Annotated in this window: 11 protein-coding genes; 7 read left to right on the top strand and 4 right to left on the bottom strand. The window is 43.5% G+C overall.

What is annotated here, in order from left to right:
* Positions 1 to 7: 7 nt before the first annotated feature.
* Genes AACT18_RS12315 through AACT18_RS12295 form a run of 5 tightly spaced genes read left to right on the top strand, consistent with a single transcriptional unit; the run spans position 8 to position 4679 of the window.
* Positions 8 to 1627: a methyl-accepting chemotaxis protein gene (locus AACT18_RS12315; protein ID WP_094143476.1), complete on the top strand. Its 1620-nt coding sequence runs from the start codon at positions 8 to 10 to the stop codon at positions 1625 to 1627.
* Between the two features lie 15 nt (positions 1628 to 1642).
* Positions 1643 to 2191 (top strand): chemotaxis protein CheW, encoded by a 549-nt coding sequence (locus AACT18_RS12310; RefSeq protein ID WP_228209078.1) that lies wholly within the window; start codon positions 1643 to 1645, stop codon positions 2189 to 2191.
* A complete protein-coding gene (locus AACT18_RS12305) occupies positions 2175 to 3053 on the top strand; it encodes a CheR family methyltransferase (protein WP_094124927.1) in 879 nt (292 codons plus the stop codon). Before AACT18_RS12310 ends, AACT18_RS12305 begins: the two co-directional genes overlap by 17 nt.
* The gene (locus tag AACT18_RS12300; protein ID WP_094124926.1) at positions 3053 to 3571 is read left to right on the top strand and encodes a chemotaxis protein CheD; all 519 of its coding nucleotides are present in this window, start codon (positions 3053 to 3055) and stop codon (positions 3569 to 3571) included. Before AACT18_RS12305 ends, AACT18_RS12300 begins: the two co-directional genes overlap by 1 nt.
* 34 nt (positions 3572 to 3605) lie before the next feature.
* Positions 3606 to 4679, top strand: coding sequence for a protein-glutamate methylesterase/protein-glutamine glutaminase (locus tag AACT18_RS12295; protein WP_013856766.1), 1074 nt, complete (start codon positions 3606 to 3608; stop codon positions 4677 to 4679).
* A gap of 65 nt (positions 4680 to 4744) precedes the next feature.
* Here the strand turns inward: AACT18_RS12295 and AACT18_RS12290 are convergent, their stop codons facing one another.
* The 3 genes from AACT18_RS12290 to AACT18_RS12280 form a co-directional block, all read right to left on the bottom strand.
* Positions 4745 to 5044 carry a hypothetical protein gene (locus AACT18_RS12290; RefSeq protein WP_017043621.1) on the bottom strand — a complete coding sequence of 100 codons (300 nt, stop codon included), beginning with the start codon at positions 5042 to 5044 and terminating at the stop codon, positions 4745 to 4747.
* A gap of 246 nt (positions 5045 to 5290) precedes the next feature.
* Positions 5291 to 6691 carry an asparagine--tRNA ligase gene (asnS, locus tag AACT18_RS12285; RefSeq protein WP_026028293.1) on the bottom strand — a complete coding sequence of 467 codons (1401 nt, stop codon included), beginning with the start codon at positions 6689 to 6691 and terminating at the stop codon, positions 5291 to 5293.
* A gap of 154 nt (positions 6692 to 6845) precedes the next feature.
* Complete coding sequence (locus tag AACT18_RS12280; RefSeq protein WP_017048608.1) at positions 6846 to 8477, bottom strand: methyl-accepting chemotaxis protein; 1632 nt, start codon at positions 8475 to 8477, stop codon at positions 6846 to 6848.
* A gap of 305 nt (positions 8478 to 8782) precedes the next feature.
* Between AACT18_RS12280 and queD the strand changes: the two genes are divergently transcribed.
* Positions 8783 to 9142 carry a 6-carboxytetrahydropterin synthase QueD gene (queD, locus tag AACT18_RS12275; RefSeq protein ID WP_010320709.1) on the top strand — a complete coding sequence of 120 codons (360 nt, stop codon included), beginning with the start codon at positions 8783 to 8785 and terminating at the stop codon, positions 9140 to 9142.
* 89 nt (positions 9143 to 9231) lie between these two features.
* On the opposite strand, the gene AACT18_RS12270 is transcribed toward queD, so the two are convergent.
* Positions 9232 to 10431: an HNH endonuclease signature motif containing protein gene (locus AACT18_RS12270; RefSeq protein WP_094125733.1), complete on the bottom strand. Its 1200-nt coding sequence runs from the start codon at positions 10429 to 10431 to the stop codon at positions 9232 to 9234.
* 619 nt (positions 10432 to 11050) lie between these two features.
* On the opposite strand from AACT18_RS12270, the gene AACT18_RS12265 reads away from it, so the two are divergent.
* The coding region (locus AACT18_RS12265) for a M66 family metalloprotease (protein ID WP_254920011.1) at positions 11051 to 12725 on the top strand (1675 nt) is incomplete at its 3' end.

Genomic DNA, 12725 nt, shown 5'->3' with positions numbered 1-12725 from the left:
ATAGGCTATGTTTAAAAATATTTCAGTTAAATTCAAACTAAGCATGCTAGTTGGCATCTTAAGTTTGTTACTCATTATTGTCGGATCACTAGGGCTTTATGGCATGCAAAAAACATTGCATGGTCTAGAAACGGTTTACTATGACCGCACTGTACCAGCGTTATCTATAGGTGATATCAAAACGCGTTTTTTGAACAATCGAATTGCGCTAGCATTTTCACAACTCTACCCTGAAGCGGATATTATTCGTGCCCAAATCGAGACCGTCGAGAATCATCTCAAAGTAATCGATGAAACATGGGGAAAATATAAATTAACTAGATTAACTCAAGAAGAGGAGGCCCTTGCAAAACAATTTGAAGAACAGAACAAAGCCTTCGTTGAACAAGCTTTGCAACCAACAATTGAGGCTTTACGACGGTTGGATATCGATGAGGCGACACGTCTTGCGGTTGATAAAGTGCGCCCACTCTATTCACCTGTTGAAAAAACATTAAATACATTAATTCAACTGCAGTCTAATGAAGCGCAGAATGTTTATAATCAAGAAGTTGAGCTTTATGACAACTTACAAATGCTCGCCATTGGATCAATTATATTTGGGTTACTGTTTGGCATTGGATTTGCGGTTACCTTGATCCGCGGGATCTGTAATCCTTTAGAGCAAGCAGTGACGTTGGCTAACCGACTCGCAGCAGGTGATTTAACAAGTAAAATTGAAGTTAAGTCAGGCGATGAATTGGGTCGCTTGCTTGAAGCCATGCAAAAAATGGTGGCCAAGTTGTCAGACATCGTAGGTGAAGTGAATAGCTCAAGTAATGCATTGGCTTCGGCATCCGAAGAAGTTTCAGCTACCGCTCAGAACTTAAGTCAAGGTGCGAGCGAACAAGCGGCCAGTGTTGAACAGACTACCTCGTCGGTAGAGCAGATGTCAGCCTCAATCGCGCAAAACACTGAAAATGCGAAAGTGACCGATAGCATGGCAGGCAAAGCGGCTAAAGAAGCGAAAGAAGGTGGAGAAGCGGTAGCTAAAACTGTGTTAGCGATGAAATCGATAGCTGAGAAAATTGGTATTATTGATGATATCGCTTATCAAACTAACTTACTTGCGCTCAACGCCGCAATCGAAGCTGCTAGAGCTGGCGAGCATGGTAAAGGTTTTGCAGTGGTGGCTGCCGAAGTCCGAAAATTGGCAGAGCGCAGTCAGGTTGCTTCTCAAGAAATTGGTGAGGTCGCTAAAAATAGCGTTGGTTTAGCGGAACAAGCCGGAAAACTGCTGGATGAAATGGTGCCTTCTATTCAAAGAACATCCGATTTAGTGCAAGAGATCAACGCAGCTTCAATGGAACAAGCAACCGGAGCAACACAAATTAACCAAGCGATGGAACAGCTCAACAGTATCACGCAACAAAGTGCTTCCGCATCAGAAGAGCTTGCGTCGACCTCTGAAGAGATGAGCAGCCAAGCACAGCAGCTCCAGCAACTAATGACCTTCTTCAAAACAGAAAATAATCGCCGTGAAGCAGCAAATAAATCTTCAGTTCACCACGAGCAGCAACGCCCTAAACAGAAGAAAGATGTTGAGTTTGTCTCTATGGACGATGAACCTGAGTATGTGCGCTTTTAGTGGCTGGAGGTGAATGTGGCTAATCTTATCCCGGTTGAGGCTAACTCGATGATATTGGCTAAGTCCAATACAGAATTAGCACAAGATCAACAGTACTTAACATTTCAGCTCAATGGTGAAATGTACGCCTTTGCGATTTTGCATGTTAAGGAAATATTAGAGTATGGCAAAGTAACTCAGGTGCCAATGATGCCTGACTACATTCAAGGCATTATTAACTTGCGTGGTGAAGTGGTACCTGTCGTCAACCTAGCTCGGCGTTTTTATCTTAAACCGCAAGAAGTGAATAAAAAGACTTGTGTTGTCATTATCGAAGTGACGAATGAAGAACAACGTCAAGACCTAGGTGTTATGGTTGATAGTGTTTCTGAAGTCATTGAAATATCAAGTAAGTTTATGAGACCTGCCCCTAATTTTGGTACCAAGATCCGGACCGAATTTATTTGTGGTATGGCTCAATTCGATGAAGAGTTTGTCATTATTTTAGCGGAGGATAAAGTCCTATCTGTTGAAGAGTTGGCCATGATGGAACAGGTCAAAGAGCAGAATGAACTTGCAAGTTAAGCACAAATCTCAGCAACTTGGGAATTCAGCCATGGAGCAAATGTCTATCATCAGTGATGCGGACTTTGAGTTGTATCGTGGCTGGATATATCAATCTGCAGGTATTGCACTAACACCCAGTAAGAAAGCGTTGGTGGTTGGGCGTTTAAGCGGGCGCTTAAGAGAGCTCGGTATAAGTTCATATCGGGAGTATTTTGAGTATTTGACGAAATTTAGCGATCAGCAAGTACGCAAACTTGAGCGGCAACGAGTCATCAATTTGCTGACCACCAATGAAACGTACTTTTTCAGAGAAGAGGCCCATTTTGCTTACATCCAGCACCATCTCTTCACTATATGGGGTAAAAAACAGATCCGTTGCTGGAGCGCAGCAAGCTCGACAGGTGAAGAGGCTTATTCTCTGGCAATGTTATTAGACAGCCGTTACCAAGGAGAATGGCAAATAGTTGGTACCGATATCAATAGTCAAGTGTTGCAAATTGCATCACAAGGTATTTATCCGATGCTACGCCATGAACATATACCGAAAGCCTATCTCAAAACGTATTGCCGAAAAGGCATTGATACCAAGCATGACACATTGAAAATCGTTAATTCATTAAGGAAAAAAGTGAAATTCGGATTAGCGAACTTACAAAATCAGTTGGATGAACTTGGTCACTTTGATCTTATTTTTTTACGTAATGTTATGATTTATTTTGATCAAAATACCAAACAAAGAGTCATCAGTAACGTTACGAACCGATTAAAAAGTGGCGGTATTTTATTAATAGGCCACTCTGAAACATTAAACGGACTCAACTGCGATGACTTGCAATTACTGCAGCCGTCTATCTATCAAAAACGAGGGATTCGTGATTAATGGCGAACGAATTTTTACCTAAAACAGAGGCTATGAACTTGATGCCTGGCGAGATATTCTTTGGTCATCACAGAGGTTGGATTCATACGCTGCTGGGTTCGTGCGTTGCCATTACGTTATGGCATCCAAAAACGCAGTTAGTGGGTATGTGCCATTATCTGTTGAGCCAGCGATCCGCCCTAGGTGAAGAGGCCAAACAACCTGAAGGCTATTATGCTAGCGATGTTGTGGCGTACTTTTCCCTTCAGTGCCGACGACATCAAATCAATCCTAAGGAATGTGTTGTTAAAGTATTTGGAGGTAGCACTATGTTTGCAGGTCACTACAGTAAAGTCGCTTCGATAAATGTTGCACAACAAAATGTGCGACTGGGTATGCAGTTACTGAAAGAGCACGGTTTTCAAGTAAGCCGCAATGATGTGGGTGGAAAGCGTTATCGTAAAGTATTTTTTGATGTCCAAAATGGTGATGTTTGGGTTCAATATGGGCGATCTTCTGCAAGAGAGGTAGCTTATTAATCAGCCATTGAGTGTCGACTTATAGAGGCATTACATGAAAAAAATAAAAGTATTAATCGTGGATGACTCCGCGGTTGTTCGGCAAGTGATCAGCGCTTTGTTGAGTAATGAACCTGATATTGAAGTGCTTACTCCCGCTTCTGATCCCATATTCGCTCAAAAAAAAATGGCTGTTCAATGGCCAGATGTGATTATTTTAGATGTAGAAATGCCTCGTATGGATGGTATTACGTTTCTCAAGCAACTGATGGCGGAGCATCCGACGCCGGTCATCATTTGTTCTACACTGACGGAACGTGGTGCGGAAGTGACTATGCAAGCATTGCAAGCGGGTGCGTTGACGATTATCACTAAACCCAAAGCAGGGTTGAAAGATTTTCTACAAGAAAGTCGGCAGGAAATGTTAAGTGCGGTGCGCGCCGCCGCACAAGCAAAGCTAGAAAATATTGTTAAACCCAAACCTCATGTACTCAAGAAAGTACAGCAAACAATGCCGAATCCGAATCACTCGACATTAACATTGAAGACCACACAAAAAGTGGTCGTGATCGGCACATCTACAGGTGGGACACAAGCTTTAGAAGCAATCTTAACAGCATTGCCAGCAGTCTCTCCGGGGATTGTTATCGTGCAACATATGCCCGAAAAATTTACCGCGATGTTTGCTGATCGGCTCAATGGGCTTTGTCAAATCGAGGTCAGGGAAGCAAAGAATGGCGATCGAGTTCTTCCGGGGTTGGCATTGATCGCTCCAGGTGGCCGTCACATGCAACTGAATCGAAGTGGTGCACATTATCAAGTCGAAATCAAAGATGGCCCCGCAGTTAACAGGCATAAACCATCAGTCGATGTACTTTTTCGCTCAGCGGCAAAACATGTAGGCCCTAACGCTGTCGGTTTTATTTTGACGGGAATGGGAGATGATGGCGCACGAGGTTTGCATGAGTTGAAAGAAAGTGGTGCCTATACAGTTGCACAAGATGAAGCAAGCTGTATCGTTTTTGGTATGCCCAAAGAGGCAATCGAACGTGGTGGTGCTTGTTCGGTGCTACCACTCAATCAAATAGCGCAGGAAATATTGCAACGAGCTTCATCGAGGCACTTATAGATCAGATCTTCATTTATTTTTAGTTGAAACCGACTTGTTGAGACGCTCCCAACAAGTCGTAGTAGTTACTTTTTTAAGCCAATTTGAGATTCGATGGCTTCGGTTTCTATTTCAGGGTGTTCGGCGAGCTTTTCTGAAGCCCATTGATTGATATGCTTCAAAATAGCCGACACGGCATGTTTTTTTGTTGCTTGCTCATTTTCTGCCACATCTAACGCTTGTTTAGGCTTTAAGCCAGTAGCATCTTCTGCGATATGAAGCCAATCAGGATGCCAGTAGTAAGGTTGACCTGAAGGGGTCATCCAGCCATGAACACCGTTTGTTTCACCATTGTACTGCAAATTATCTACATCATTTTTTTTCATATAAGTTCTCGCCATGGATCGATCTGAATACGTGGTTAATGTAACTCGGTTGCATAGCACAATAGAGTGAACATGATCATGTAATTGAACTAAATGTAACAAAGGAAGATGAAATTGAGGTGATTTTGATCTCATGTTTATTTGAAATTCACTCTATTGTTATTGAGAGTGAACACTGATTGTTGGGGAAATAAAAAAACCACCGAGTTTAACGTCGGTGGTTTTTACAAAAATCGTGTTTGATTTTTAGAAGTTTGCAGAGCGTGGTGTACGTGGGAAAGGAATCACATCACGCACGTTGCCCATACCGGTCACATAGGATACTAAGCGCTCAAAGCCAAGGCCGAAACCCGCGTGTGGTACAGTACCGTAACGACGTAAGTCGCGATACCAACTCATGTGTTCAGGATCAATGCCCATTTCAATCATACGCGCATCAAGAACATCTAAACGTTCTTCACGTTGAGAGCCACCGATGATTTCACCAATACCTGGGGCAAGAACATCCATTGCAGCGACAGTTTTACCATCGTCGTTTAGACGCATGTAAAATGCTTTAATGTCTTTAGGGTAGTTCTTGACGATCACAGGCGCTTTGAAGTGCTCTTCAGCAAGGAAGCGCTCGTGTTCAGAAGAAAGATCAATGCCCCATTCAACATCAAATTCAAACTTACGACCTGAATCGATTAGGATCTTCACAGCATCGGTATAGTCTACTTGCGCAAAATCTGAATTAACGAACTGCTCAAGACGAGTAATTGCCTCTTTGTCGATACGCGAAGCAAAAAACTCAAGGTCATCACGACGTTCTTCAAGAACGGCTTTGAAGACATACTTCAGCATATCTTCAGCCAGTTTCGCGACATCGTTTAGATCAGCAAACGCGACTTCTGGCTCTACCATCCAAAATTCTGCAAGGTGGCGGCTCGTGTTTGAATTTTCAGCACGGAACGTTGGGCCAAAAGTGTACACTTTGCTTAATGCACAAGCATACGCTTCGGCATTTAACTGTCCTGAAACTGTAAGAAATGTCTCTTTGCCGAAGAAGTCTTCATTGAAATCGACATTGCCTTGCTCAGTACGAGGAAGGTTAGCGAAATCCAGCGTTGAAACACGGAACATCTCACCCGCACCTTCTGCATCAGAAGCGGTAATCAGCGGCGCTGACATCCAGAAATAACCTTGCTCGTGGTAAAAGCGGTGGATGGCTTGAGAAAGGGAGTTGCGTACACGAGCCACTGCGCCAATCACGTTGGTGCGTGGGCGAAGATGCGCCACTTCACGAAGATATTCAATTGAATGGCGAGTTTTTGCCATTGGGTAGGTTTCAGCATCTTCAACCCAGCCAACAACCTTCACCTCAGTTGCTGCAAGTTCAAATGCTTGACCAGAAGCAGGGGACTCAACAATCTTACCTGTTACTTCGACAGAGCAGCCAGTAGTGAGCTTTAGCACTTCGTCATTGTAATTATTCAGATTATTAGGGACCACGGCCTGAATCGGGTCGAAACAAGAGCCGTCATAAATGGCAAGAAAAGAGATTCCAGCTTTGGAATCACGACGAGAACGAATCCAGCCTCGGACAGTCACTTCACTGTCAACGGCCAGCTTACCGCTCAATACGTCTGTTACAGGCGCGTAAGTCATGTTTGATATAGTCTCCATTGAGGTAAAAATTCAACCCAATGTTCAAAGGTATTCTCACTCTATAAAGTGGACAAAAAACAAGCGAAACATTGGGTTGCTTATTACTTTTTAATTCAATGGCACATATTACCTGTCAATTCGTTCGCATCAACCTTTATTGTCGATTCGTGGCCGAATTCTTAGCAGAAAGCGTAAATTGATTCATCAATGTTTCTAAGCGCTGCGATAGCTGTTTTAAATTGACGCTGATTTCTCGGGTTTGCGTTGCCGATTGAGACGTATCATCAGCATGTCGAGTAATGACTTCGATCTTCCCTTGAATTTCTTGGCTGACTTGTGTGGTCGTTCGTGTTTGATCTTGAATATTGTTTGCATGATCAAGCACCTGCTGCATCTCTTGTACGGCATTACTCATTGCGGAAGATAAAACTTCGACTTCATTTGAACGTTGATGCGCATGTGAGCAAACCAAATCAACTGAGGCGAGCGATGTTTCACTGTCACGTTGGAATTGAGCGATGATTTTCTCAATGTTTCCAGTCGCTTCTGCTGTTCGTGAGGCGAGTTTTCGCACTTCATCGGCCACGACCGCAAAGCCTCTTCCTTGTTCACCCGCTCGTGCTGCTTCAATCGCCGCGTTTAAAGCCAGCAAATTAGTTTGTTCGGCGATACTTTTAATCGTTTCAAGAATGGAGGAAACCAGCCCTGTCTGATTATTAAGTTCAGAAATTTTATCTTTCACGGACTCGATATCGCTTACCAAACCTTTGATATCTGCGCTAGCTGTATGTGCTTGCTGTGCACTTTGTTGAGCGACATTAGCGGTATGTTTGATAAGCTTTGATGCATCAACGGTAGCTTGATTAACCGTCTGTTGTTGAGATTGCATCTCTTCAATATTGAGCTGAACGTCAGAGGTTTCACGCTGCTGATTTTTTGCCGCTTGGTTGGTTGTTTGTGCTACGTCGGTTAACTGGTTTGCTGAATCGGCAAGCGAATGAGAGGTCTCTTGCACTTTTGCCAAACTGTCCGAAACCGTGTCCATTAAAGAGTTGATGGAGACCGCGAGTTGTCCGAGTTCATCTTTTTTGGTGCTGATAAGCCGTTTTGATAAATCTTTGCTCTTACTGATTTCACACATGAATCGTGACGTATGCTGGATAGGGCGAACAATCATCTTGCGGATCAAAAAAAGCGTGATCATAAATCCGATAAAGGCAATGGAAGCCATAATAATAACGGCAATGACAGTGTGAGTACTGATCATTTGGTTTACATGGCTCAGGTTATATTCAAGACGAATAGCTCCTAAAACGGTTCCTTCTTCCGCCATATGACAAGATACGCAGTTTGTGCCTCGGTAATCTAGGCTTGATTTCATCGGTAAGGCGACGACTAATCCTTTCCCCCAGGAAGCATTGAATGGTTCAATGACGGTTTCCCCGGCCAGTGCGCGTTTATCTATCTCGTCCATTGGCTGTTGATTTTCTTTTCCAGGACCATAAAGTTTACTGACCGCCTCTGAACGTAATACTCGCACCTGTTCAATACCATCTTGCGCGAGTGCCTTTTGGCGTAAGGTCTCTTTCTGAGCCATGGTACCAGTCAACATCATCATATTGAGGCTATCAAAGTAGTTACTCGCTTTATCGTGTAACTGCTCGCTCAACACCGAATTGAGCAGGTCACGTTGTTGTATATATTGATAGCTGGTTGATACCGTTAATACAAAAGCAAAAACGGTGATGAGCGTAAGTAGCAATTTAGATGTAATTGTTGAGTTCATGATAATTTTATTATTATTGAGAGGGTGACAGTGTAAATATAGCGTTAATATGCACTAGTGCAAAAGTTGTAGTCTTTGGAGTGTGACCCTATACATATTATAGGTTTAACAAATGTGATGTGGCACGTCATGATTCCCTATTAATGCTTGAAATATCACTCAAAGGCGTGGGATTTTCCGTTGTATCACCGTGATAAATTGTACGGTTTCATCTGTCTTGCAATGTAAACAAAGCTGCCTAGAAACTTGTTTCGTGAGTCTATATTCCTTAGTATTGCCTCTCTTTTAAAAGCTTGAGAACCAAGATGAAAACAGAATTATACAAAGAGTTTATGTTTGAAGCCGCGCATCGTTTACCTCATGTACCTGCAGGGCATAAGTGCGGCCGTTTACATGGGCACTCTTTTTTAGTTCGTCTGTATGTAGAAGGTGAGGTCGATCCTCATACTGGTTGGGTGATTGATTTTTCTGAAATTAAAGCGATATTTAAACCTATTTATGATCGTTTAGATCACTATTACTTGAATGACATTGAAGGGTTAGAGAACCCAACCAGTGAAGTGCTTGCGAAATGGATTTGGCAACAATTAAAGCCAAGCTTACCACTGCTCAGCAAAGTTGAAATAAAAGAAACCTGCACGGCGGGTTGTATTTATAAAGGCTAATACCAGCAGACAATTCCCAACAACAAGCAATAAATAACAAGTAGATAGGCACTATCACCGCGCCTATCTACTTACCCAATATAAAGAGCCTAATAACCCCAAATTTGGCTTACATATTCAGGATGATCGATATAGGGATTTCGGTTACCTTGAAATTGATAAACGGCGTCATTGCGCTGGCGTTCTTTAGCACTCACAGGATCTTCTTGGTGCCAACGCTTTAGCATCGCCAGAGCCCAAGCTTCAAAAACCACCGTGCTAGTACCATCAAGTATGGCATCAGCGTTGTCAGTATTTCCTTGCCAGCTGCCGATACGGTTCTCGTAGCGGGTTGCTATGTAAAAATAGGCGCGCGCTAGATCGCCTTTAAATTCATCAATAGGCTCAAATACGGTGCCATTATAACCTAGCGTATTGCTTGCACTGCCAAGTTTTGAACCATTACTTGAGGTATAAGTGATATGACCAACTTCGCCAAATGGCCAGTTACTGCGTTTTGCATTAACAAAACCATCAGTGGCAAACAAGTGGTGACCGTCGGAATTCATTGGCTCAACGCTGCCCCCAAACCAACTTTTAGGAAATGAGTGTTCCCTATTGTAACAATCGCCTTCTCGTCGATACTGACCACACTGATCGCTGACTTTAGTAAAACTAACACTGTCGTTGTTGTCAGGTTTCTCAGAATAGATATCTAACATTGAACCGTCATTCTCATAGTAGTTATCTATGTCTGCATTTTGTAATAGTGTCCAAATTGCGGAATAACCGCGGCTATTATGATTCTTTATGATGTTGTATAAGGCCGTTTTTAGTTCAAAACCTGTTTTTCCTATCGCGGCTTGATAATAGTCATGGTTAGCGGGAGGTGTTGATTCACCAAGTAATAAGCTGTTTGATTGGTTGTATTGAAATTCTCCACCAGAAGCCAGTATTTCCGAGCCTTTGGCTAAGGAATAAAGACCATTGCCAGAGCCACAGCAAATACCATCACCATAACTGTCATGGATGGTGAATTGATATTCACCATCCGATAAGCATATTTCTTGGCTATAAGATGTGGAGTCTGAGTAATTATTACCCGCATAAATAACCTGTGAGAGGCTGTTTTTTATTTCCCAACTTGTTTCAGAAGCATATTGATCGGTGGTTAAATTCAGAGTCAGGTTGTGAGCGCGACATGTCACATGGCTTGATGGTTGCTCAGCGTTACTATTTTCTGTCTGCGCACTGGTAAGGGGAGAGCAAAGCAGTGCCAGTAGGGTAAGGTATGAAATTTTCGTTGTCATAATTTTCTCATTGGATAGTTAAATCGCAACTAAGATAACCATTTGCTCAGTCAATAAATTAAACCTATATCGCATTTTAATTTGTTATGTATGTGATGTTTCATTATTTATGCAGGAGATCTCACGTTCAGAAGGCTGTGCAAAAAGGTGTTCATAAAAACCTACGCAGTCTGCATATATACAATCTCTTTTCTTACCGCGACTGACACGCTGCCGTTTAGTCAATATCTGTGCGATAAAATTGCCAAAAAAGTTGATCGCTTAATCCTCTCAATGCTCATGAACAATCGTAATCATTCTCTTTCGGTGTGCGTGTTATATTCTTAAGTATCATTGTTTCTGATTGATTTTAATAAAATTATTTATTGTTTGTATGCATTTTGTTGCACACTTTTTCGCGTGAATTCTCACTTTCAAGACGTCAACTTCATTGGGTTGGAACCCTTATCTCGTTACGGACATAGTGATTCTATCGAAATGAAATTAGGTAACTAATAATGAATCGGTAACCCAGTTGTCTATATCCGGAATCGATTGTTGCTTAACCAGCGCAGATTTCGTGGGTTGCTGCTGCTGAAATTCAAGCACGTCACTATAAACTAAAATGAGCAATCCAATGATGAATAAGAAACCATTAACGCTTCTGGTAGCAGGGCTACTGGGAAGCGCACCCGTTTGGGCGCAAAATGAGCTCACCTTGATCCAGATCGGGGAAAAAATCGTCGAGCGGTTAGAATCGATTAAAGCGACCGCCGAACGTGGAGAAGGGGTGTTTGAACGCAACGGTGAGCGTTGGATCCACTATAAAGGCTTCGATTATCGGCTTAGTTACAAAAATGATCTGCAATTCCCCTTTATACCTTATCAAAGTGGCGATGATACGCCTTATCGCAATGTGATCGATTTTGTCGATCAGAGTTGGGAATTCATGGTGTACGACGGCGGTTTTTATCTGATGAGCCGCGAATTTGGTGTTTACGAATCGGACGAGCAAGGCTGCTTTGTCGAATACATTCCTGCGGCACACGGGTCTAAGCGCGCCGATGGTAGCTACATCTGGCAACGTGATGTCATCTATCGTACCGAAACCTCTGATTGTGGTGCGTTAGTGAAGCCAGAGATTACCTCGTTAACCGTCTCGAGCCTGTCTGATGTCGGTGTGTCATTTGACTGGCTTGGGCAAAATGAAGCCGATAAGACTCAGCTCACCTTAACCAATTTGAGTGATGCGAAGGATGTTCGCCGCTATGATTTGGTTTCTGCGGGCTTTTTTATCGGTGACCTTAAGCCAGGCACATCATATGAGATGGTGTTGAACTCGTGTAATCCAGTGGATTGTGCTGAGCCCAAGGTTGTGCGCTTTACTACTCAAGATGCTCGAGTCGGTTTTGCCGATGAAATCCCAACCCCGAACCATTTGCAAGGCAGTTTAGAGGGTGGGTTGGGCATTACTCAAACCCATACATCAGTCGCGCCGAATAGCAATGAGTTAACTGGTCAAGGTCATTTGGACGTGATCATGAACCGTGAAGCGATGCTGCTGTTTACCCCGCAACAAGGGGAAGAGATTAACCAAGTCCGCGCCGAAGTGTTCCTCGATGGCGAATTAGTGCACACCACCTTGATGCTGCCGCCCAGTGCTCTGGCCGCATCGGATCAGCCAGAGAATGGCCGTATGAAGGTGGTGTTCTCTCATCACGCTTGGTCACTGCCGCTGCAATGGAACTGGATGAAGCCGGAGCTCTCACTGCGCTTGACCGACAACTTAGGCCGTGAAGGTGTACTCAGCCAAGGAGACATCCAGTTTGGTGGTGCGCCTGAGTTGGTGATTCAAAATATCGACATGGGCATGCTGACTCAACCGCGTAACCACAATACGATGATTCAAAATCTTCCAACTTTGGCCGCGGATTATTTCCAAAAAATACCCGCGTCTAAATTGGTGATGGCTGACTACACTCCTGCTTATTTTCCTGTTGTCACTATGCCAAATGGTGTGGTGTACACCGATAAGAGTGCGAGTACGGGTGGTTGGCACAGCGGCGATATGCGTGAAGCGATCGGTAAAGCGTTGGTCTCTACAGGTGTTAACAACGCCAACGTCGGCATTGAGAGTAGTGCGGGTTATTCGCAGCAATACAACCGCCGCTACAACCACATTACCGCACACACCAACGTCGGGGTGTATACCAAAGAAGGTACAGATTTAGCTCAAGTTGTGGTTCATGGCGGCAGTGGCGGTGGCGGGAAAAAAACCCTGCAAAAAAATACCGCAAAGAAAGGGCCCCTGAAAT

Origin of the sequence: Vibrio sp. V04_P4A5T148, from assembly GCF_963875605.1 — a bacterium.
GTDB lineage: Bacteria > Pseudomonadota > Gammaproteobacteria > Enterobacterales > Vibrionaceae > Vibrio > Vibrio anguillarum.
Note: the sequence above shows the minus strand (reverse complement) of the source record. Positions and strands in the feature narration are given on the sequence as shown.